This window comes from Paenibacillus piri, from assembly GCF_004354045.1.
Classification (GTDB): domain Bacteria; phylum Bacillota; class Bacilli; order Paenibacillales; family NBRC-103111; genus Paenibacillus_S; species Paenibacillus_S piri.
On the sequence record NZ_SMRT01000007.1, the window covers coordinates 1 to 23,221 of the forward strand.

Consider the following 23,221-nt stretch of genomic DNA (forward strand, 5'->3'; position numbering starts at 1 on the left):
CAAAGCAAAAGCCAAGGAACGCTACAAAATAGAAGCCAAAAACAGTGAACTCAAACACGGACACGGGTACGATGTAGCCACATCCTCGGGTTTGCTTGGTATGCAATTGCAAGGAGCCATGGCCATATTTGCAGTGAATCTCAAGCGAATATTGAAATTAACGGATTGAAATTTAGGGTTGATATCCCCGAATAGGATCAAAAAAAAGAAGACATCTCCCCAAAAAAATTGGGTAGATGTCTTCTTTGATTATGAATTTGCCGCCGAAGAAGAAAAACAGTAAGTTCTTCAGTGGCCTCCGTAAAAAGCGGCTACTCTTTTTTATTTAAGGCCTCGTACAGCTCGGCCAGATTTCGTTCCAGCTTCACCAAGATGAGCTTGCCTGCAGCTTCGTTAATCAGGTCGGCGCGAATGGCGAAATCGATCTCTCTGGACAAGCCGTACATTTGCGTATCTAACACCTCTTCGTACAGCGGACATTTGCGCGTTGTCAAATTTTCCATCTGCACTTCGATGAGTTTTTCAATTTTATCGGCATCTTCCTGAAGAAGATGAAGCGCTTTTTGCGATAGGCTAAGCAACAATTCGGATGATGACATCAAGCTTCCCCCTTGTACCTGCATGTTCATAGCTTAATATTAGTCGAAATCGGCGCAATACACAAGAGAATCCATAGCCGGAACTGCCAAAACAGAACCCCCTCAAAAGTGAAACCGTTTTTCTTGGGCATATTCCAACTGCTTCGGGGGGGCTAACGGCAATCTACAAGAGCCTGCTGTGCAAAATTTCCTGAACAAATAAAAAGCATTTCCACCCCTAAGGATGAAAATGCTTTTTTGAAATGCCGCATTAGTCGAGAATACTGTTAATATGAAGGTTATGCTTGGCAAATACGTCCGCCATCGCCTTCTTGGCTTCTTCCGCATCCGGACCGTGAACATGGAGGTCATAATTGCTGCTGGTCACTAAGGTTGTGAACAAGCCAAGGATACTTTTTACGTCAATGTACTTATTATCGTACTGCAAAACAATGGATGATCTGAATTTGTTGGCGGTTTGGGAAATTTCTACTATAGCTGCATTATTGGCACTTGACATATTGAATCCCTCCATGCGTTATGTTACTTGTACTCATTTGTAAATCGCTTTCTTTTTATGATTTTACCTTGGAAAACCATAACACGCAACCATTTTTTGCTCAATAGGCCGGACTATTTGCGAGTTGGCGGCAGCGGTCTCGTCATTTCAAATGCTCGGGATTCAATCCTTCCAGCTCGGGTATGACAAACCGCCCGTCCTTGCGGATCAGCACGTCGTCGAAATAAATGTCCCCGCCTCCGTATTCCGGCCTTTGGATCAGCACCAGATCCCAGTGAATGGCCGACCGGTTGCCGTTATCGGCCTGCTCATAGGCTTGACCGGGTGTAAAATGCAGGCTGCCGTCAATCTTTTCATCGAATAACGTATCCTTCATCGGCGTTAAAATATGCGGATTAAAGCCGATGCTGAATTCGCCGATAAAGCGTGCGCCTTCGTCCGTATCCAAAATTTTGTTAATTTTTTGCGTATCGCTGCTTGTCGCCTCGACGATCCTGCCGTTTTCAAACCGGAAGCGGATATTTTCGAATGTGACTCCGGCATGCACCGAAGGGGTATTATAGGCAATCGTCCCATTGACGGAATCGCGAACCGGCGCCGTGTATACTTCGCCGTCCGGGATGTTGCGCCTGCCGCTGCACTTCACCGAGCCGATCTGCTTGATCGAGAAGCTGAGATCGGTCCCCGGCGATACAATGCGCACCCGATCCGTCCGGTTCATCAATTGCTGCAGCGGGTCCATCGCCGACGACATTTTGGCATAATCCAGGTTGCATACATTAAAGTAAAAATCTTCGAACTTCGAGGTGCTCATATTGGCCAATTGGGCCATTGAAGCGTTAGGATAGCGCATGACGACCCAACGCGTCTTCTTTACCCGCTGCTCCAAATGAACCGGTTTTTGAAAATAGGTGTCGTACAATTTTTTTTGCGCTTCCGGCACGTCGGACATTTCGCTGACGTTCGATCCGGCGCGAATTCCGATATAGCATTGCATATCCCGCATCCTTTTCAAGTCCAGCTCGGCCATATGCTCGATCTGCGCCTTGCCGGCCGACTGCAGCAGTGCGCTTTGAACGGTCGGATCCGTCAGCTGTATGTAAGGGTTGCCGCCTTTCGCATAAATTTGTTCAACCAGACACACGACAAACTCTCTTTCCGAGCCGATCATTTCGACGAGCACATTTTCACCCGGCTGAACATCCAGGGAATAACCGACAATATTTTGGGCCAACACCTGCAATCGCGGATCGCGCATGGCAATCGTCTCCTTTTGTTTTGGATTTGATTATGTTTATGTTTTTGTTTTGCTGCCGAACCACTTGTTTTTAAAGCTGTTGCCGATGAGGATCAGTCCGATGAACACGACCGACAGCAATAACAGTCTGCGTTTATTTTGATGAAAGTAGAGCAGATCATGACCGATATACGACTCCAGCAAAATCATCGGGAGCTTGCCGCAAACGGTGCCCAATATAAAATCGCGGCTTCGGATCTTCATCACCGCGGCTCCCATGTTGATCACGAAGGAAGGAAGGATGGGAACGATCCGCAGGATGAAAATATACATAAACCCGCTGCGCTCAAGCTTGTCGTTCAATTTATTCAAATACGCGTATTTCTCCAGCTTTTTCTCCACCCAGCTGCGGGCAAATCGCCGTGCGAACCAAAATGCGGTGACGGCTCCCAACACGGAGGCGGCGTAATTGACGATAAACCCCCACCAGAAACCGAATATAAGCACGTTAGCTCCCGCAACGACGACAAAAGGTACAAACGGAAAGAGCGTCTGCACAAAAGCCAGTAATGCGCCGGCCAGATGTCCCCAGACTCCCCATGTATTCAGGATGTCCGATAAGTGGTGGACATTCCATTTGACCAAGAACAACACATCCCTTCCAAGCCTATTGTAACACTTTCTTTCCTTCATTTCATAATATTGACTATTTTCTGCTGCAAAAACCGGCCGCCATACTTGACACGGCTATATATATTCTTATAGAATTAGAAGTCGAGAATAAACATATCCCCCGGGGACATGTTTATGGTGGAAGCTTGTGTCACCCTCACTGATTTTGTTGCTGACAGGACAGCGGCTGAGATTCCTGGCAGGTGCGGGACGGGGCATTTATACGTCCAACGCTTTAAACAAAATCGGGCACATGCTTCACCCGAGATCATTAACTAACACTAACCCATTATTGTGGAAAAAAAGGAGCTCATTATACATGGCACGCTACACAGGTCCTAAATTTAAATTGAGCCGTCGTCTGGGCATTTCCCTGAGCGGCACCGGAAAAGAATTGAAACGTCCTTTCCCTCCAGGCCAGCACGGCCCGGGTCAACGCAAAAAAATGAGCGGCTACGGCGTTCAATTGCAAGAAAAGCAAAAACTTCGCCACATGTACGGCATGAACGAGAAGCAATTCCGCAACTTGTTCGACAAAGCGACGAAGCAGCAAGGTATTGCCGGTGAAAACTTCATGATTTTGCTGGAAAGCCGTTTGGACAACCTCGTATACCGTTTGGGTCTGTCCCACTCCCGCGCCGGCGCGCGTCAATTGGTTTCCCACGGTCACGTAACCGTAAACGGCAAAAAGGTTGACATCGCTTCTTACATTGTCAGCACTGGCGATGTAATCAGTCTTCGCGAAAGAAGCCGCAACCTGTCCGCTGTCAAAGAAGCCTTGGCCAACCGCAACTATTTGCCGGCTTACCTGGAATTCAACGACGCAGCTTTGGAAGGCAGATATACGCGTCTTCCGGAACGTTCCGAGCTTCCTCAAGAAATTGACGAGAAGCAAATCGTCGAGTTTTACAGCCGTTAATAACGACTCAGCCTTGCTGGCCCCGGCCGGCAAGGCTTTTTTTATAATATCAGAATTGTTCAGCGGAGCTGAAGCAAAGAGACCGCTTGTCCCCTTCGGGGCTTTGCGGTCTCTTCGTGTCCGGTTCTCCGTACGGCTCGCGCACAGCTGCGGAATATCGAATACTTGGGCCGATCGGCCTTTTGGCCAGCAGCATTCTTATTGTTATTGTCCAAGCTTGATCCGCGCAAATTTGCGTTTGCCTACCTGAACGATGTCTCCATCCTGCGGAACCAGATCCTCGTTCAAGTCTTCGAGCTTGACTTCGTTCAGACGGACGCCGCCCTGCTGCACACTTCTCCTGGCTTCGCTGCTCGAAGACTGCAGACCGAGCGTCACGAGCAGCTTCACGATCCGGATTTTCCCTTCGTCGAGCTCCGATTGCGGCAGCACGACTTCCTCAATGTCATCCGGCAGCGCACGCTGCTGGAATACGGTGACGAAATGCTGCTGGGCATCTTGAGCCGCCTGCTCTCCGTGGTACATCCGCACGAACGTTTGCGCAAGCTGCATCTTGGCATCCCGCGGATGCACGGTGCCGTCCGCCAGACCGTCGCGCAAGCTTTTCAGCGCTTCGTTCGAAATATTAGTGGCCAGCTCATAGTACTTGATCATAAGCTCATCCGGAACGGACATTGCTTTGCCGTAAATTTGATTCGGCTCCTCGTCAATCCCGATGTAGTTCCCGAGGCTTTTGCTCATTTTGTTCGCTCCGTCAAGTCCTTCGAGCAGCGGCGTCATGATCGCGATTTGCGTATCGGCGCCGTATTCCTTTTGCAGCGTGCGGCCCATCAGCAGATTGAACTTCTGGTCGGTTCCGCCAAGCTCGATGTCGCTTTTCAGCGCGACCGAGTCGTACCCTTGCATAAGCGGATAGAAAAACTCGTGGATGTGGATGGGCTGGCCTGAGGAATACCGTTTCGAAAAATCGTCTCTCTCCATCATGCGCGCAACGGTAACCTTGGCGGACAGTTGAACCACCTCGGCGAAATTGAGCGGGCTCAGCCATTCCGCATTGTAAAACAGCTTCGTCTTGTCCGGATCCAAAATTTTATAAATTTGCTGCTGATACGTTTGCGCATTGCGCTTAACATCTTCTTCCGTAAGCTGTTTGCGGGTTTCGGACTTCCCGGTCGGGTCTCCGATTCGTCCCGTGAAGTCGCCGATAATTAATTGCACCTGATGCCCCAGCTCCTGGAACTGTCGAAGCTTGTGCAGCACGACGGTATGCCCGATATGAATGTCGGGGGCCGAAGGATCCAATCCCAGCTTGACGTTAAGCGGCTTGCCCGAAACGACCGAACCGATAATTTTTTGTTTCAGCTCGTCCTCCGGAACGATTTCGACCACGCCGCGACGAATCCATTCCAGTTGACGGTTGACCTCCTGCTGTTGATCTGCTGTAAGCTCTTCCCATTTCTTCATTGATTTGGCCTCCTGTGTTTCGTAAAAATACCGGGTTAACCGGCTTCGCCGTCCCTGGCGGACGAGCGCGTTTATCAAGGTTGTGCGAAGCAAAGTGCAAAATTTATACTTTTTTACAACCAAAAAAGCCTTCTCGATCCACAAGGGACGAGAAGGCTGCTGCTCGCGGTACCACCCTAATTAAAGCAATGCCGGCAGCTCCGTATATCGGAACGCTCCTGACCTGCTTTCACTTCATTTCGATAACGGGCTGCTAACCCGGCAGGAAGCTAATGGCAGCTGAGCCCGACCCGATGATGAGTCGTTCGCTTGCGTTCCCTTCCCCTGCTCAGGACGGTATTTCGAGAATAGGTCAACACCGGTTCGCACCATCCACCGGCTCTCTGTCAGCTGGGCTCCTACCTCTACTGTCGCACCTTGCAGCTGCTTGCCGCAGCGGTGCTGGTCCATCATTGCATTTTGACTTATATGCGATTACAAGATTTATAACATATGACGGGACAAGTGTCAAACCCCATTGTGAGCAATCTGACAGGATGGGCTAGTGTCACAGCAGTACCCGTATGGTATAATAGGCTACGTATGTTTCATAATTCGGGAGGAACTTTTAACAGTATGGAGACAGAGAAACAGGAAAAAAAAGCCGCTGCTGTGATTTGGACTATTGCCAAGTATACCCTCATTACTTGTAAATGGCTCTTGATAGCAGGAATCATTTTCGGATTTTTGGGCGGCGCCGCCGCTTTCGGTTATGTATCCGCACTCGTCAAGGAAGACCCGATCCGCAGCAAAGAATCGATGACAGCCCAAGTGCAGGAAAATGCGATAACCGGGTTTGTTTATTTCAATGACCAGTCTATTCTCGGTCAAATCCGCTCCGACGAAGACCGCCGGATGGCCAAACTCGAGGAAATTCCCCAGCAAGTGCTCGATGCGGTTTTTGCGATTGAGGATAACCATTTTTACGAGCACAGCGGGATCGATTTTAAAGGACTTGCTCGCGCCGTGGTCCAAAAACTGATGAGGCAGGACATCCAAACCGGCGGAAGCACCATCACCCAGCAGCTCGCGAGACGGGTCTTCCTGACGCTGGACCGGGAGGACAGCCGGAAAGCGAAAGAAATTTTTCTGGCCATGCGGATGGAACGCCTGATGTCCAAGGATGAAATTTTGCTCGCTTATTTGAATAAAATCCCCTACGGAAACGGTTCTTCGGGCTATAATCTGTATGGAATCAAGGCGGCGGCCAAAGGCATCTTCGACATCGACGACTTGAAAGACATTAACATCGCGCAAGCGGCCTATTTGGCCGGCGTGCCGCAGCAGCCAAGCAATTACTCCGCCTTTACGAGCAAAGGCGAGGTCGACGGAGCCGCATTGAAGCGGGCCATTACAAGACAGCAGCTCGTTCTGCGGCGGATGCTGGAGGAAGGCAAAATCAATCAACAGCAGTACCAGGAGGCGCTCAGTTTCGACATTCAGGGCTCATTGGCCAAACGGGTCAAAAAAGCGTATTCAACCTATCCGTATTTGATGATCGAGGTTGAGAAGGAAGCGGCCAAAGCGCTGCTCAAGGCGCAAAATCCGAAGCTGACGCCAACGTCGAATGCGGACGCCTACAACGAGGCGTTGAAAAACGCCCAACAGCAGCTAAGCCGCGGCGGTTATCAGATCTATACTACGATCGATAAAGATATTTATGAATCGATGCATGAAATCTCCGAAAATCCGAATAATTTCTCGCCCGACGATCCGAAGAAAGGCGTGGAACAAATCGGAGCGGTCATGATCAACAGCAAGACGGGCGCCATACTCGGCATGATCGAGGGACGCGACTTTTTTCAAGAGCAGCTGAATCACGCCACCCAGGCATTCCGTCAACCGGGTTCAACAATGAAACCGATTGCCGCATACATACCCGCTATTGAAAAAGGCGCGATATCTCCCGCGTCCATCATCGACGATGTGCCGGTCATTTTGAAGGACGGCTCCAAGGGCTATCATATTCCGGAAAACTGGGATAATCAATTTCACGGACTCGTTACGGCGCGCAAAGCGCTGAACCAATCGTACAATATTCCGGCGATCAAGCTGTTCCTGGACGTCGTCGGCATCGAGCAGGCGTGGGATTTTGCCAAAAAGCTCGGCATTTCGTCGATCAGCAAGGACGACTATTACGCGCAAACCGGCGTCATCGGCGGCCTGAAATACGGAGTATCGGTCAAGGAATTCACGAACGCCTACTCCTCGATCGCGAACAAAGGGGTCTACAACGAGCCTTTCATGATCAGCAAAATTACGGATTCCAACGGAAAGGCCGTATATAATCACGAGCTGCAGCCGACGACCGTATTTTCCGAGCAAACCGCATATATTATGACGGATATGATGCGTACGGTTGTTACGTCCGGCACTGCGACGGACCTGATGAAAAATTTCAAGCACTACGGAAAAATTCCGATCGTCGGTAAAACCGGCTCGACCCAGGACGATGCGGACGCCTGGTATATGGGCTATACGCCGGATATTACATTGGGTGTCTGGGCCGGTTACGATTCACCGATTAACAAGCTGAGCAAAGCGACCGGCGGGACCAATCGGGCCAAAAATATTTGGGCGCTCGTCATGGACGCCGCGATCGACAAGAAGCCGGATTACTTCCCGACGAAGACATTCAAACGTCCGGATGGCATCGTCGAAATGACGGTATCTGCATACTCCGGCAAACTGCCAAGCGAAGAAACGACGAAATCCGGCAAGCTGACAACCGATATTTTTAATAAAAAATACATCCCGACTGAAGAAGACAACGTGTTTACGAAGCTGTCGATCATCCCGTACAACGGCATCAATTACATCGCACAGCCGAACACGCCGGAAGATTTCGTTCAGCAAAAAACGGTAATCAAAAGGGAAAAATCGATTAATACGATACTTGGCGAGCTGTCGGCAATTATGAGCAAGGTGCCGGAGGATCGCCGCCGTTCGATCGACCGGTACCGCCCTGCCGATTACGATGACGATGCGCCAACCGAGACGGATCCGCGGGTGGACGACGGAAAAGCGCCGAACGCTCCTACAACCGTCGTCGCTACCCGCTCGGGCGATACGAGCGTCATTACGTTCCAGGCCGGCGGCAGCCCGGATACGGTCGGCTACAGGCTGTACCGTTCCGCCAACAACAGCGGCTTTAAAGTCGTTAGCGGAAAAGTGGTGGAAGCCGGAGCCGAAACGAAATTTACCGACCAAGCCAGCGGCAGCGGCGTTTTCGGCTATTATGTAACGGCAGTCGATGTAGCGGGCAGAGAATCCGTACCGAGCAAAGCCTCGTTTACGGACGGTAGCAGCTTAGACACGCTGTTCCTCACACCGGATGAGAATGGCGCGATCAATCCGGATAACAAGCAGCCCGGCGGCGAGGCTAACGGTAAAGGCGATGCGAAAAAAGACACTAACGGAACCGGCTCGGAAACAGGCGGCCCTCCGGTCTCCGGTAAGGCAAAGGAAGCTCCGTCCGTACCGGCCGGCCTGGCGGTCAAGGCCAACGGCGCAGGCATTGTGCTCAACTGGAAGGAAAACGCGGAAAAAGATAAAGTCAAAGAGTATGTCGTATATTTCAGTCAACAAGAAAAAGGAGACTTCACCAAGCTGGGCACGGTGAATAAAGGTACGGAATTCCGTTACTTCGCCACCTCCTACGACGGTTATTACAAAATTACGGCCGTTAACGAAATCGGCGAATCGAAACCGACCGCATCGATTCATTTCAAAAAATGACCTCATAAAGCAAACACCCTGGACCGTGATGACACTCTCGCAAGAGTGCTTCCCGGCTCCAGGGTGTTTGTTGGTCATGACGTCAAATGACGGATACTTTCGAATCGGATTAGTCTTCGATCGTGGACAAGTCGCCTGTCGGCAAATTCAATTCCCACGCTTTGAGAACACGGCGCATAATTTTACCGCTCCGCGTTTTCGGCAGTTTATCCTTGAACTCGATTTCACGAGGCGCCGCATGTGCGGACAAGCCTTCCTTCACAAACTTGGATATTTCGGCCTTCAGCTCGTCGGAAGGCGTGTATCCTTCGCGCAGCGCTATGAATGCCTTGATGATCTCGCCACGCATTGGGTCGGGTTTTCCGATAACACCGGCCTCTGCAACAGCGGGATGCTCAACGAGCTTGCTTTCCACCTCGAACGGACCGACGCGCTCACCTGCGGTATTGATCACATCGTCGATTCTTCCCTGGAACCAGAAGTAACCATCCTCATCGCTATAAGCAGAATCTCCGGAAATATACCAGCCGGATATACGGAAATATTCCTCGTATTTGGCCGGATTGTTCCATATTTTGCGCATCATGGAAGGCCACGGCGTCTTGATCGCCAAATTGCCCATCCGGTACGGCGGCAATATATTGCCTGCATCGTCGACAATCGCCGCTTCAACGCCCGGAAGCGGTTTCCCCATCGAGCCAGGACGAATCGTCATGCACGGATAGTTGCAGATCAGCTGACCGCCGGTTTCCGTCATCCACCACGTATCGTGAATACGCTGGTTGTATACTTTCATGCCCCAGCGGACAACTTCCGGATTTAACGGCTCGCCTACGCTGAGAACGTGACGAAGCGATGACAAGTCGTATTGCTTAACGACATCGTCGCCCGCTCCCATCAGCATGCGGAACGCGGTTGGCGCGCTGTACCATACGGTGACGCCGTATTTGACCAAGGTGCCGTACCAATCCTGCGGACTAAATCGGCCGCCGCGGATCACATTGGTCGCGCCGTTCAGCCAGGGGGCAAAAATACCGTAGGAGGTGCCTGTTACCCAGCCGGGATCGGCCGTACACCAGTACACGTCGTTTTCCTGCAAATCGAGTACGACGCGGCCGGTATAATAATGCTGCAGCATCGCATTATGCGCATGAAACACGCCCTTCGGCTTTCCTGTCGAGCCTGATGTATAATGGATCAGCAAGCCGTCCTCGCGGTCGACCCATTCGATGTCAAGTTCGTCCGACGCCTGCTCCATTTCCTTGTAAAAATCGACTTGGCCCGCGGCGATATCCTGGCCGACTACGATAACATGCTTCAGCTCGGGCAGCTCGTTCACCGGTACGCGGGACACGAGCGCAGGCGTTGTAATGACCGCGACAGCTCCGCTGTCCTGCAGGCGGTCTTTGACTGCCGTTTCCATAAACGCTTCGAACAGCGGGCCTACTATAGCGCCTACTTTGATCGAACCGAGTAATGAAAAATACAGCTCGGGCGTTCTCGGCATAAAAATAAATATACGGTCGCCTTTGGCAATGCCAAGCTTGCGCAGCACATTGCCGAACCGGTTGGAATTCAGCTTCATCTCGTGGAAGGTGTACTTCTCATCGCGTTTGTCGTCGCTGTAATAAAGCGCAATTTTATCCCGTCTCGCGGCATCGGCATGGCGGTCGATCGCCTCATAAGCCATGTTCACCTTGCCGGTCGTCGACCAGGAGAACTGCTTTTCAACCGATTCCCAGCTGAAGCTTGCACGTTCCTGCTCATAATTTTTCATATTGGATGATGTGGAAACGGGTTCAATGCTTTCAACATTCGTATGATCCATACAACTTATGCCTCCTGATTCATCATTTTCCGCATATCAATGAAACGCTTACAACATGCCCCAGGAAATGATGTAGTTTTTACACCGCATATTATACCATATCCTCGATTTTCCGACTATTTGTTTTCTTAACGCTTTAATTGTTGTCTGATTTTTGTTATAGTACGTACCAAGAATACCATGGTTTGAAATCGCAGGACCGACGCCGACCGGATGTTTTAAAAAGGGAGCTGCAGCGCTATGGAACATATCAAACGTTATCATTCCCGACTTATCCCTTATCGCGACGCAAAATCGATTGTCATCGAAGGCCCCGTTCCTCCGGAACAATTAAGGCAATACCGGATGCATCCCGATCTGGACGCGTTTCGCAGGCCCAAGGAGCAATTCGAAGCGCTGGTGGAAATTGCGGAGCTGCCCGAGGGCCGGATAATAGCGGCAAGGCTTGAAGCCGAAATTGTCGGCTACGTGACGTTTCATTACGCGGATGAAATGGAGCACTGGTCTTACGGCAACATGGAGGATTTGATCGAGCTCGGCGCTATTGAGGTAGCGGATGATTTCCGCGGATACGGAATCGGCAAACAGCTGATCCGGCTTGCTTTTGAAGGCGGGCAAATGGAAAACGTGATCACCTTCACCACCGAATACTATTGGCATTGGGATTTGGATAAAAGCGGCCTAAATTTATGGGAATATCGGAAAATGATGGAGAAACTGATGAAATCCGTCGATATGGTCTGGTTTGCGACCGACGACCCGGAAATTTGCTCGCACCCGGCCAACTGCCTGATGGTCCGGATCGGCAAAGATGTGCCCCTCAGCTCGGTGGAACAGTTCGACCGGGTGCGCTTCAGGCAAAGATTCATGTACTGACGGGCATGTCCCGACGGCATGTCCGCTGATAGGCATTTACGGATTACTGCAATACTTCGGATCAAGCTTTAACAACCGGCGACCCCCACGGGCTCATAAAGCAGGAGCCGCCGTACAATTCGTTTAGATCGTCCTTCGGGAGTTGAAATTATGACGAACCAAAAACATGCCATGTTTATTTATGACGAATCCGAGACCGGATATCATTTCAACGATGAACACCCGTTCAATCAAAAAAGGCTGCAGCTGACGGTAGATTTGCTGCGCAAGCTGGATGCGCTGCCCGCCGACTGCATCGTTCCGCCCGGCCCTGCAGCCATGGAACAGCTGCTGGCCGTACACAGCGGCGAATATATAGAAGCCGTCATGGCGCTCAGCGAGTCGTCGCCGGACCCTTCATGGGTAAGCCGGGCCGGACGTTATGGTTTGGATACGGAGGATACGCCTTATTTTTACCGGATGCACGACATCACCTCGATGGTTGTCGGCGGCTCTGTACGCGCTATTGACGCCGTGATGAACGGCGAAGCGGAGCATGCGCTTCACCTGGGAGGAGGTTTGCACCACGCCCTCCAGAGCAAAGGCTCCGGCTTCTCCGTCTATAATGACGTATCCGCGGCAATTCAGCACGCCAAAAGCCGTTACGGATTGCGCGTGCTTTATATCGATACGGATGTCCATCATGGCGACGGCGTGCAGTGGAGCTTTTACTCGGATCCCGATGTATGCACGGTATCGATTCACGAGACCGGGAAATATTTATTTCCCGGCACAGGAGCCGTAAACGAGCGCGGCGAGGGCACGGCATTCGGTACCTCGATCAACATTCCGATCGAGCCGTACACGGAGGACGCCTCGTGGCTGGAATGCCTCGAGGCGGTACTGCCCCGGGTCGCGGCCCATTTCAAGCCGGACCTGATCGTCTCCCAGCATGGCTGCGACGCCCATGCTTTCGACCCGTTGGCCCATGTGCACTGCAGCATGGGCATTTACCGCGCCATGCCGCAGCTGATCCACCGGCTCGCCCACCAATACTGCGGCGGGCGTTGGGTGGCGCTTGGCGGCGGCGGCTACGACATTTGGCGCGTCGTACCGCGCGCCTGGAGCCTGCTGTGGCTCGAAATGAGCGGCCATCCGCTGGCCGCCAGTATGGATGAGCCGCAGCAGGCGCCGGGGCTGCCGCCGGCATGGCTGGCGCAGTGGCAGCCCCTAAGCCCGTTCGAGCTGCCGTCCGCGTGGCTTGACGGCCCGGACGCGCTCGAGCCGATACCCCGGCGCGATGAAATCACGCTCAAAAACCGGCAGACGAAGGAGCTCGCGCTCCTCTACGTGCCGTAAACAGCCTTTGCGTTCATTATGGTGCGGATGCGCCCGGATATTTGAAAAAGCCCGCCGACACTTCCTTCAAGTGTCGGCAGGCTCTAATATGATGCAGCTTAAAATTGAATTTTCGCTTCGATAAACGACTTCAGCTCGCTGATCGGCATCCGGGTCTGTTCCATCGTGTCGCGGTCGCGAACCGTTACTTGGCCGTCCTGTTCCGACTCAAAATCGTAAGTAATACAGAACGGCGTGCCGATCTCGTCGTGACGGCGGTATCGTTTGCCGATCGAACCGGCATCGTCATAATCGACCATGAAATGCGCGGACAAGTCGGCAAAAATCTGTTGCGCGCCGTCAGCGAGCTTCTTCGATAGCGGGAATACCGCAGCCTTGACCGGCGCCAATGCAGGGTGAAAACGAAGCACGGTGCGGCTGTCGTCGCCTTCCAGCTGCTGCTCCTCGAAAGCGTCGATAAGGAATGCGAGCGTAACGCGGTCGGCGCCCAACGATGGCTCGATGCAGTAAGGAATGTAGCGCTCGTTCGATTCCTGATCAATATAATTGAAATCTTCGCCGGAATGCGTCATATGCTGCTTCAGGTCATAGTCGGTCCGGTCTGCAATGCCCCACAGCTCGCCCCAGCCGAACGGGAACTTGTACTCGACATCCGTTGTCGCGTTGCTGTAGTGGGAGAGCTCGTCCTCGGAATGGTCGCGCAGGCGAATATTCGCTTCCTTCAAATTCAGGCTGAGCAGCCATTCAAAGCAAAAGCTTCTCCAATATTCGAACCATTGCATATCTTCGCCAGGCTTGCAAAAAAATTCCAGCTCCATCTGCTCGAACTCGCGGGTACGGAACGTAAAGTTGCCCGGCGTAATCTCGTTGCGGAAGCTTTTGCCGATTTGGCCGATACCGAAAGGCAGCTTTTTTCTCATTGTCCGCTGTACGTTTTTGAAGTTGACGAAAATGCCTTGCGCTGTTTCCGGACGCATATAGACGACGTTGGCGCTGGACTCGGTTACGCCCTGAAACGTTTTGAACATCAGATTGAATTGCCGGATATCCGTATAATCAAAAGCGCCGCAATCCGGACAGACAATATGATGCTCACGGATCAGGTCCATCATCTGATCGAACGAGAGGCCGTCCACAACCATTTCGATTCCTTTGTCGTTCAAGGCGTTTTCGATAATTTTATCCGCGCGGTGGCGGGCTTTGCATTGCTTGCAATCGATCATCGGATCGTTAAAATTGCCGACATGGCCGGAAGCGACCCAGGCTTGAGGATTCATCAATATCGCCGCGTCCAGTCCGACATTATAAGGCGATTGCTGGATAAACTTTTTCCACCAGGCACGCTTAATATTATTTTTCAATTCGACGCCGAGCGGGCCGTAATCCCACGTATTCGCCAATCCCCCGTAAATTTCGGAACCCGGGAAAATAAAGCCGCGGTGCTTCGCCAGCGCTACTACTTGATCCATTGTAACTGTCATAAAATCGTTCTCTCCTTCACTATTCTACAGTTGCTTCAGCATATGATCGACAATGCGATATGAATTGCGGGATGCTTGCAGCGTAAATTCGGCGAAATTCACATGCGCCGAGCCATCCGCTTTGTCGGACATCGACCGGATAATGACATGGGGGATTCGGTTCATCGAGCACACTTGGGCAACGGCCGCCCCTTCCATCTCGGTACAGGCGCCCTGCAGCTCTTCGTACAGCTTGGCAACTGTATCCCGGCTCGCTATAAATTGATCCCCGGACAAAACCCGCCCTACCTTCACGCGCCCCTCGGACAATGCTGTACCCGCCTCTTCGGCCAGCTTCCGAAGCTTGTCGTCCGCGGGAAACAATGACGTTTCCTCATAAGGGATCGTTCCTCTCGGAAATCCGAGCGCTGTTACGTCCATATCATGCTGCATGCTCTCCGATGAAATGACGATATCGCCCACGTTCAATTCGGGATCAACCGCCCCGGCCACCCCTGTAAAAACAACCGCTTCCACTCCAAACGTATCGATCAGCAGTTGGGTCGTTACCGCGGCGTTGACTTTTCCGACGCCGGATTTGCAGAGCACGACCGAACGTCCGTGCAGCCGCCCTTCCCGAAACGCGATTTGCGCCTTCTCCGTCACTTGAACCTGCTCCATATGCTCAAGAAACAATTCAATCTCTTCCTGCATCGCGCCAATCACGCCGATTTTTTCGTAAGACAAGCGAATATCCTCCCACCGAACCATAAATTAGTTAAGGCATAAGCCCAATTTTCCACCTAACAAAAGAAAGAGGCTCATGAACGATGAGCCACCGAATTTCTATGAATGACCTCATGCGGCAAAATGACCTGCATCAGCTCCGAAGCATCCTTCATCTCTTTGTTCATCAGCTTGGTCAAAAGTCTCATAGATACAGCGCCGATATCATACATCGGCATTGCTACCGTCGTAAGCTGAGGACGCACCATCGAAGCCATACGGATGTTATCCACACTAATAACCGAAACATCCTCAGGCACCTTCAAGCCGTTATCCTGCAGCGTGTGGATGGCGCCGATCGCCATCTCGTCCGTTGCGGCAAAAATAGCCGTCGGCCGGTCTTTCAGCTCCAGAAAATGCTTCGTTACTTCCAGTCCCGATTCGTACCGGTAATTGCCGATCCGCACGTAGTCTTCGCGCAGCGTCATGCCGGCCGCTTCCAGCGCTTTCTTGTAGCCCTGATAGCGGGCGTATCCGTTCGCCGGATCCTGCAATGTTCCGGAGATCATCGCGATGTCGCGATGTCCGTTTTGGATCAAAACATTGACGGCGTCGAAGGCGGCCTTCTCATGGTCGATATCGACCGAGGCAACCGCATTTTGCTCGTCAGTCGTTGCGCAGAGCACGATAGGCACCGACGAAGTGTTGAATGCCTGCAAATGCTCCTCGGTTACAGTACCGCCCATAAAGAGCAGACCGTCCACTTGCTTCTCCAGCAGCGTGTTGATTACGCGGATTTCTTTTTCCTTCTTCTTGTCGGCATTGCATAAAATGATATTGTAATGGTACATGTTCGCGATATCTTCGATCCCTCTCGCAACCTCCGAAAAAATCGAGTTGGAAATGTCGGGGATTACCACGCCTACCGTGGTTGTCTTCTTGCTCGCCAAACCTCTGGCGACGGCATTCGGACGGTAACCGAGTCGTTCGATCGCTTCAAATACTTTCTTGCGGGTTTGCGGCTTTACGTTCGGATTGTTGTTGACAACCCGCGAAACGGTTGCCATGGAAACGCCTGCTTCTCTGGCTACATCATAAATGGTTACTGTCACGGACATTCTCTCCAATATATAAAGTGTGATTACTATTCGATCTTGTACTATTAACCTTAATCATACGACAAAATATGGCTTTGTGCAATGAATTCGGCGTCTTGTTACATTAATAGTATCAAAAAACAGCAAAAAAAGCCAACTGACGGGCAGATGGCTTTGTAAAAATACCGGATAAGTATTAGTTGAGATCGTTTACCGAAAGCGACTGCTTGGAAATTTGCGTCAACCGTTTCCGAATATCGACGGTCCAAGGCTCATCCCCGAGGGACTGGGCCAGCAGCAGCAGATCGAGCAGCTCATTGATCCGATCCTCCACAATTTTTTCAACCGGGTCGGACGCGTGCTCTTTCTCCGTCACTTTCAGCAGCAGGTGAGCGATTTCGCTTATGTCGTTAAAATAAAGCTGTTTTTTCTCCGGCAAGTTTCCAAGCTTTCCTATGATTCCGGTGAGATCCGGCTTCACCTCGGCAAACACTTCGCTTCGCTGACACTCCTCACACGAAAACACGGGAACATTTTCTATCTCTACTTTGTTTTGATAAATGACAGTCCGCAGCCGTATGCTCATCGAACTGCCGCATTTGCACTGCTTTTGCAACCGATACCACTCCTTCATCACTACAACAGGTCCCTACAGCGGTTTAAATACTGTAATTTTGTAATTCTACTTTGGAGTACAAACTCCTGCTGTGATGAGGCATGTAATATTTAACACCCGACTATCGTTCAAATCGTTTGCGAAAGGCAGTACGGCTGCGAAAAGCATCGCCCGGCCGCATATCGCATCATTGCGCAAATCGGCGACATCCGGACCGAAGCCCGTTCAATGAAGATGCATTCGTGCGGTAGCTTTAGTTTTAACGAGCCTCGTGCTCGGCCAACACGCGAATAAATTGCTTCATAAAGGCCGGCAAATCCGGAGGTCTGCGCCCGGACACGATATGGCGGTCTACCACGACTTCCTGATCGACCCATATCGCCCCTGCGTTTTCCAAATCGTCCTTGATCCCCGGCGTCGAGGTCATCGTGTAGCCTGCACAAATTTTGGCGGAGGCGAGCACCCAGCCGGCATGACATATATGTGCAATGGGCTTCTCAGCCTCATGAAATTGCTTGGTCAGCTTTAATACATCGGCATAGCGGCGCAGCTTGTCCGGCGCCCAGCCGCCCGGGACATACAACCCGGCGTAATCGGATGACGACACATCGGCGAAATCATACTCCGAAGTAATCGGAACGCCATATTTTCCATGATATACTTTATTCGCTTTATCTCCTGCCACATGAACCTCCGCCCCGGCCTCACGCAGTCGGAGCACGGGATACCACATTTCCAGATCTTCGAAGTCCTCATCGACAAAAGCCAACACCTTACAGCCCTTCAACTCCACAGTAAGCCCTCCATCCGTTTTTTTTATTTATTGAACGCTTTCGGTCATTTGGTTAAAACATCCTGATGCAAATGCTTATTCAGCACTTCGACGACCTGCTTGCCGCTGCCGCAGCCCAATACTTCTTTCCATATCGCGGCGCTTTCGCTGTATTGGCTTTGCAGCAAACTGTTTTTGACGCGCAGTATGGACATGACGGACATGCTCAAATCCCTGATTCCCAAAGCGAGCCAGATCGGCAGAGCGCGGATGTCGCCGGCCATCTCCCCGCAGACGCTCACAGGGACATTGCACGCTTTGGCCGCCTCTACCGTCTGCTTCAGCATCCGCAGCACCGCCGGGTGGAACGGATCGTACAAATGCGCGACCTGCTCGTTCATCCGGTCAACTGCCAGCACATACTGTACGAGATCGTTCGTACCGATGCTGAAGAAATCGACCTTCGGGGCCAATATATCGGCTATCAGGACCGCCGCCGGCACCTCAATCATGATGCCGACCTCAATATCCGCCTGGAACGGTATCCGCTCGTTGCGCAGCTCCTGCTTTGCCTCTTCCAATACTTGATTGGCTTTATCCAGCTCCTCGATCGAGGAGATCATCGGATACAAAATTTTAATATGACCATAATGGCTCGCTCGCAATATCGCTCTGAGCTGCGTCTTGAACAAATCCGTCCGGTCCAACGTAATCCGAATCGCCCGGTAACCCAGGGACGGGTTGTCCTCTTCGGGGAGTGCAAAATAATCGAGCGATTTGTCGCCGCCGATATCGAGCGTCCGGATCACGACATGCTTGCCGCCAAGCTCCTCCGCCACCTGCTTGTAAACGACAAACTGCTCTTCCTCCTGCGGGAGGCTGTGGCGGTCCATATACAAAAATTCGGTGCGGAACAGACCGACTCCGGACGCGCCGTTTCTTAAAGCCTGATCGAGCTCCTTGACCGAGCTGATGTTGGCCGCGAGCTGGAAAGCGACGCCATCCTTCGTCTGTGTAGGCACCCCTGCCAGCGTCTGCAGCTTATCGCGCATTTTTTGCCAGATCGTCTTGCGGATTTTGTACTGCTCGATGATTTCCTCGGAAGGATTGACGAATACGCGGCCTTCATCGCCGTCGATAATGAGGAAATCCCCGTTTTGGATCGCCGTGTTCAGTTTGCCTTCCAGCCCCAGCACATAAGGAACTCCCATCGCCCGGGCCATAATAGCCACATGGGACGTTTTGCCGCCCAGCATCGTCACCAGGCCTAACGCCTGATTGATGTCGAGATGAACCATTTGCGACGGAATCAGCTCTTTGGCGACGACGATATAGGGATGGTCCTTGGGCGGCAGCGTCTCCTCGAGCGCTCCCAGCAAATGCTTCAAAAGCCGGTTGCCGACATCCTTGATATCAAGCGCCCGTTCTTTCATATACTGGTCGTCCAGCAAATCGAACATATTGACGAATTTTTCAATCGCTTCCTTAACGGCGACCTCGGCCGCCTTGTACTGCCGCTGCATGATCCCCTGCACTTCGCTCATAAAAATAGGATCTTCCAAAATGGCCAGATGGGCGTCAAAAATCGACGTCTGCTCCTCCCCGAGCACAGACACGAATTCCTGCTTCATGTGTACGATTTCATCCTTGGAACAGCGAATACCGTCATAAAGCCTCTCGAATTCAAAGGCCAAATCGGTGACATCGATCAGCTTGTCAGGAAAGTCCCATTCCCAAGTTGGAATGACGAAAGCTTTGCCCATCGCTATGCCGGATGAAGCTCCGATCCCCTCAACCAAAAACGTTCCCTCCCCCTGCGACTTCTGTTTTCAGGACGACCGACATGACGGACGCCTGCCCTTTTTTCACTGACTTGTACGGAGCAAAGCTCCATGACTTCACTTTGTCCACATTCGTAATAATCATCGGGGTGGCCAGTGACGTGCAGTTTTTCTTTACTTTTTGCAGATTGAAGCGGACCAGCAATTGCCCGGCTTCCACCGTATCTCCCTCCTTGACGAAGGCGGTGAACCATTTGCCTTGAAGCTGCGCCGTGTCGATGCCGATGTGCAGCAAAACTTCTAGCCCTTCCTCGGTTTGAATGCCTATGGCATGCAGCGTCGGATATAAAATAATGATTTTACCTGCAATCGGTGCGACCAGCTCGCCGCGGTCCGGCATAAAAGCGACCCCGTTGCCGACCAGCTTGCCTGCAAAGATTTTATCGGGCACTTCCTCCAAAGGGATCATATGACCCTGCATCGGGGCGTTAAAAAGCACCTGGTGAATGTCCTTGCGCAGCACTTTTTTTATTTCTTCGCGGATCAGCTCCGAGTAGGTGCCGAATACGACCTGCACATTGCCTCCGCCCAGACGAATGACGCCGGCCGCACCCAAATGCTTGAGCGACGCGATATCGAGCAGCCGGTCGTTGACCAAGGTCAACCGGAGTCTTGTAATGCATGCTTCAATGTTCTTGATGTTCTCCTTGCCGCCCAGCGCCTGCAAAATTAAAGGCGAACGGTAAGGGATATCGCCCGCCCATTCCTCGAGCGGCGAGCCTTCCTCGCGGCCTGGCGTAGGAATACGAAACGTACGGATCGCCCAACGGAACAAAAAGTAATACAGGAGCCCGTACCCGAGTCCGATCGGCAGCAGCATCCACCCGTTGCGGGATAAATGATAATTAATAATAAAATCGATGGCTCCGGCCGAATACGAGAAGCCATGGTGGATGTCCAGGTAGTATGCAATCCACATCGACAATCCCGATAATATGGCATGGCCGATAAATAAATACGGCGCCACGAACAAGAAGGCAAATTCAATAGGTTCCGTAACTCCGGTTAAAAAAGAAGCAAGCGCCGCCGTTAAAAACGTAGCGCGTATTTTCGGTTTCAAATCTTCCCTGGCCTCGTGAATGATCGCCAAAGCGATCGCCGGCAGGGCAAACATCATGATCGGGTACAAGCCGGCCATATACACCCCGGAGGTCGGATCTCCCGAAAAGTAGCGGGGCAAATCGCCGAAGATCATCTCGCCCGTAGGCTTCTCATAAGCCCCGAGCTGAAACCAGAAAAAGTTGTTGAACACGTGATGCAGTCCCGAAGGCACAAGCAAACGGTGAATAATGCCGTACAAAAAAGTGCCGAAGCCGCCCAATCCCAATATAGCCGTGGAGAGCGTTTGCATAAAGGACTCCATATACGGGCCGACTTCGATCGTAATCAGACTCAGTACAAAGATCGCCAGGCCCATTAGCAACGGGACCATTCTCGGACCGCCAAAAAACTGAATGGATTCCGGCAGTTGAATGTGCTTGCAGCGATGAAACAGCACCGCAGCGATCAAACCGATCAAAATGCCGCCGGGCACGCCCATGTGAAACTCCTGGCCTAAATAATGGCGTGTTGCCTGAATAAACATCACATGACCGATCAATGCGGACATACCGGCGATGCCGGAGCTTTCCGTCAGGCCGAGTGCGACGCCTACGGCGAAAATCATCGGCAAATACGTAAAAATCGTACTGCCGCTAAATAACAAAACGTCGCCGATGCGGGACAAATGAATCTGTTCCCATGGCAAATTACCCAGACACAGCAAAATAGCCGCAACAGGGATCGTGATCGTCGGAAGCATTAACGACCGGCCCAACTGCTGCAGGTTACCCATCCAGTTCAAACCAACCGCACCCTCCTTTCTATTTCGATGGTAAGCCCAATGCCTCATTTTGTCAAACAGCCCCAAAACAAAAGCTTTGTCCGGGGCTGTTCAAAACGGCTATGAGAAGCTCGGGAATTGGGAGGCGTAGCTGCTGAATTGCTGATGGGCCTGCGCAATTTCCTGCTGATCCGCGGCTTTCATCTTATACCAGCCTTTTTCGAACATTTTATTGAACAGCTGCCACTGCAGATCGTGCTGCGATTGCAAAATACCGGCGACCGTTTGGCGCAGCTTCGGATTTTGCATTTCGGACAGTCCGGTGTTATATCCGTTCGTCAAATATTTTTGCAGCATCAAAATATCGTTGATCCGGTCCCGGTCGTTCATTTCCGGCGATTTTACTTTCGGCAGCTCGCCTGTCTGCGGTTTGGCGATTTCCATTGTCGGCATATGGGTTCATCTCCCTTCGGTTTATTGCAAATAATTGAGTATAGTTTGATACTGCTGCAAATGCTGTTGCCCGGTTTGCTCAAGAAGCTGCTTGATTTCGGCATCCTGGCACGCATCCGCCGTTTCGCGGCATTTTTTCATCGCCAGCAGCTCCCACGACATAAAATCTTTCAAATAATGGAGCTCTTTATCGCTTAGCATGTTACGGTCTGCAGTCGTCGGTGTGGATCCGGAATTGGATGTCATCCGCATTATCCTCCTCAATATCATTCATAAAAAGAAAAGCGAACCGTTCGGCCCGCTTTGCTCTGATTTTACTTAAAATTGGAAACGGCTGCTGGCGTTCATGCTATTGTATTGGCTTTGTGCCGGTTGAAACGAATCGGATTTCAAATAAGCGTCATGTCCTTGCTGGTTGCCGCGGTAGCTGCTTGTATGGAAAGCTTGAGGATTTTGGGCGCTGCTTTGCATTTGGCTAAAGCCTTGCGGTTGGGAAGCGGCAGTAAACTGGTTGGCATTCATATTGTTCATAGAATTGGTGTACTGAGCTTGTGCCGAGCCGGAAGGCTGAGTCGAATCCGAACGCCATTGATTGTCATGTCCAGGCTGGTTGCCGCGATAGCTGGCCGTATGGAACGACTGTGGGCTTTGCTGTGCAAATTGCTGCTGCTGGGAACCGATAGACGTCCCGATATTCGAAAAAGTGGAAGCACGGTTCGTAAAGCCGGACATGGACTGGATGTTGGCGGGCTGCGTCGAATCGGCTCTCCATTGATTGTCATGGCCTTGTTGATTTCCACGGTAGCTTGCAGTGTGGAAAGATTGAGGGTTTTGAAATTGATTTTGAGACTGAATCGAAGAAATCGGCGCAAAGCTTTGCATTTGGCCGAAGCCTTGGTTTTGATTTTGGTTCTGGTATTGATTTTGATTTTGGTTCTGGTACTGATTTTGGTTTTGGTACTGATATTGATTTTGATTTTGGTTCTGGTTATATTGGGATTGCACAAACCCAATCGGCTTGTATTGTTGATTCAAGCCGCGGTATTGAGAGGTTGCATTGCCGGAGCTCCATTGATTTTGAAGCCCGCTTTGTTGATTTTGCTGATAGTTTTGATACATGCGAAAAATCCTCCTTAGAGTTTGTGGGAAGTCTTCGGGACAAACGGAATAACAACACGTCCTGTCCCGGAAGCCTTTCTTATTTTCTCTAAGGAGGATTTATTTT

At 51.4% G+C, this 23,221-nt stretch carries 20 protein-coding genes and 1 pseudogene; 5 read left to right on the top strand and 16 right to left on the bottom strand.

The window, feature by feature from the left end; genetic code table 11:
- Window positions 1–169 (top strand): annotated as a pseudogene (locus E1757_RS15655) (IS5/IS1182 family transposase); the annotation flags it as partial.
- Between the two features lie 142 nt (window positions 170–311).
- On the opposite strand, the gene E1757_RS15660 reads toward E1757_RS15655, so the two are convergent.
- The 4 genes from E1757_RS15660 to E1757_RS15675 form a co-directional block, all read right to left on the bottom strand.
- The gene (locus E1757_RS15660; protein WP_133229717.1) at window positions 312–599 is read right to left on the bottom strand and encodes an Fpa/YlaN family protein; all 288 of its coding nucleotides are present in this window, start codon (window positions 597–599) and stop codon (window positions 312–314) included.
- 250 nt (window positions 600–849) lie between these two features.
- On the bottom strand, window positions 850–1,098 hold the full coding sequence (locus E1757_RS15665; RefSeq protein WP_133229719.1) for an HPr family phosphocarrier protein: 249 nt from the start codon (window positions 1,096–1,098) through the stop codon (window positions 850–852).
- A gap of 142 nt (window positions 1,099–1,240) precedes the next feature.
- Window positions 1,241–2,356, bottom strand: a complete 1,116-nt coding sequence (locus tag E1757_RS15670; RefSeq protein WP_133229721.1) for an aminopeptidase — start codon at window positions 2,354–2,356, stop codon at window positions 1,241–1,243.
- A 36-nt stretch (window positions 2,357–2,392) separates the two neighbouring features.
- Window positions 2,393–2,980: a TVP38/TMEM64 family protein gene (locus E1757_RS15675; RefSeq protein WP_133229723.1), complete on the bottom strand. Its 588-nt coding sequence runs from the start codon at window positions 2,978–2,980 to the stop codon at window positions 2,393–2,395.
- Between the two features lie 346 nt (window positions 2,981–3,326).
- Here E1757_RS15675 and rpsD point away from each other — a divergent pair, with 346 nt between their 5' ends.
- The gene (rpsD, locus tag E1757_RS15680) at window positions 3,327–3,926 is read left to right on the top strand and encodes a 30S ribosomal protein S4 (RefSeq protein WP_133229725.1); all 600 of its coding nucleotides are present in this window, start codon (window positions 3,327–3,329) and stop codon (window positions 3,924–3,926) included.
- Between the two features lie 204 nt (window positions 3,927–4,130).
- Here rpsD and tyrS read toward each other — a convergent pair whose 3' ends face one another.
- Window positions 4,131–5,390, bottom strand: coding sequence for a tyrosine--tRNA ligase (gene tyrS, locus E1757_RS15685; protein ID WP_133229727.1), 1,260 nt, complete (start codon window positions 5,388–5,390; stop codon window positions 4,131–4,133).
- A gap of 615 nt (window positions 5,391–6,005) precedes the next feature.
- Here tyrS and E1757_RS15690 point away from each other — a divergent pair.
- The gene (locus E1757_RS15690; RefSeq protein WP_133229729.1) at window positions 6,006–9,167 is read left to right on the top strand and encodes a transglycosylase domain-containing protein; all 3,162 of its coding nucleotides are present in this window, start codon (window positions 6,006–6,008) and stop codon (window positions 9,165–9,167) included.
- Between the two features lie 109 nt (window positions 9,168–9,276).
- On the opposite strand, the gene acsA is transcribed toward E1757_RS15690, so the two are convergent.
- Window positions 9,277–10,995, bottom strand: a complete 1,719-nt coding sequence (acsA, locus tag E1757_RS15695; RefSeq protein ID WP_133229731.1) for an acetate--CoA ligase — start codon at window positions 10,993–10,995, stop codon at window positions 9,277–9,279.
- Window positions 10,996–11,235: 240 nt separating this feature from the next.
- Here acsA and E1757_RS15700 point away from each other — a divergent pair, with 240 nt between their 5' ends.
- Both E1757_RS15700 and E1757_RS15705 read left to right on the top strand, forming a co-directional pair.
- Window positions 11,236–11,871 (top strand): GNAT family N-acetyltransferase, encoded by a 636-nt coding sequence (locus E1757_RS15700; RefSeq protein WP_133229733.1) that lies wholly within the window; start codon window positions 11,236–11,238, stop codon window positions 11,869–11,871.
- Between the two features lie 150 nt (window positions 11,872–12,021).
- Window positions 12,022–13,209 carry an acetoin utilization protein AcuC gene (locus tag E1757_RS15705; protein ID WP_133229735.1) on the top strand — a complete coding sequence of 396 codons (1,188 nt, stop codon included), beginning with the start codon at window positions 12,022–12,024 and terminating at the stop codon, window positions 13,207–13,209.
- Window positions 13,210–13,307: 98 nt separating this feature from the next.
- Here the strand turns inward: E1757_RS15705 and E1757_RS15710 are convergent, their stop codons facing one another.
- From E1757_RS15710 to E1757_RS15755, 10 genes are all read right to left on the bottom strand, one after another.
- Window positions 13,308–14,690, bottom strand: a complete 1,383-nt coding sequence (locus E1757_RS15710) for a glycine--tRNA ligase (protein ID WP_133229737.1) — start codon at window positions 14,688–14,690, stop codon at window positions 13,308–13,310.
- A 24-nt stretch (window positions 14,691–14,714) separates the two neighbouring features.
- Window positions 14,715–15,416: a 5'-methylthioadenosine/adenosylhomocysteine nucleosidase gene (locus E1757_RS15715; RefSeq protein WP_133229739.1), complete on the bottom strand. Its 702-nt coding sequence runs from the start codon at window positions 15,414–15,416 to the stop codon at window positions 14,715–14,717.
- 74 nt (window positions 15,417–15,490) lie between these two features.
- Complete coding sequence (ccpA, locus tag E1757_RS15720) at window positions 15,491–16,507, bottom strand: catabolite control protein A (protein ID WP_133229741.1); 1,017 nt, start codon at window positions 16,505–16,507, stop codon at window positions 15,491–15,493.
- 181 nt (window positions 16,508–16,688) lie between these two features.
- On the bottom strand, window positions 16,689–17,108 hold the full coding sequence (locus E1757_RS15725) for a hypothetical protein (protein ID WP_133229743.1): 420 nt from the start codon (window positions 17,106–17,108) through the stop codon (window positions 16,689–16,691).
- Window positions 17,109–17,367: 259 nt separating this feature from the next.
- Window positions 17,368–17,901: a type 1 glutamine amidotransferase domain-containing protein gene (locus E1757_RS15730; RefSeq protein ID WP_133229745.1), complete on the bottom strand. Its 534-nt coding sequence runs from the start codon at window positions 17,899–17,901 to the stop codon at window positions 17,368–17,370.
- A 44-nt stretch (window positions 17,902–17,945) separates the two neighbouring features.
- Entirely contained in the window at window positions 17,946–19,679 is a 1,734-nt protein-coding gene (gene ptsP, locus E1757_RS15735) for a phosphoenolpyruvate--protein phosphotransferase (protein WP_133229747.1), read from the bottom strand.
- Entirely contained in the window at window positions 19,672–21,564 is a 1,893-nt protein-coding gene (locus tag E1757_RS15740; protein ID WP_133229749.1) for a glucose PTS transporter subunit IIA, read from the bottom strand. The genes ptsP and E1757_RS15740 overlap by 8 nt, the downstream gene beginning before the upstream one ends.
- A 99-nt stretch (window positions 21,565–21,663) precedes the next feature.
- Window positions 21,664–21,996: a spore coat protein gene (locus E1757_RS15745; RefSeq protein WP_133229751.1), complete on the bottom strand. Its 333-nt coding sequence runs from the start codon at window positions 21,994–21,996 to the stop codon at window positions 21,664–21,666.
- A gap of 21 nt (window positions 21,997–22,017) precedes the next feature.
- Window positions 22,018–22,242, bottom strand: coding sequence for a hypothetical protein (locus tag E1757_RS15750; RefSeq protein WP_133229753.1), 225 nt, complete (start codon window positions 22,240–22,242; stop codon window positions 22,018–22,020).
- 72 nt (window positions 22,243–22,314) lie between these two features.
- Window positions 22,315–23,115, bottom strand: coding sequence for a hypothetical protein (locus tag E1757_RS15755; protein ID WP_133229755.1), 801 nt, complete (start codon window positions 23,113–23,115; stop codon window positions 22,315–22,317).
- Between the last annotated feature and the right edge of the window lie 106 nt (window positions 23,116–23,221).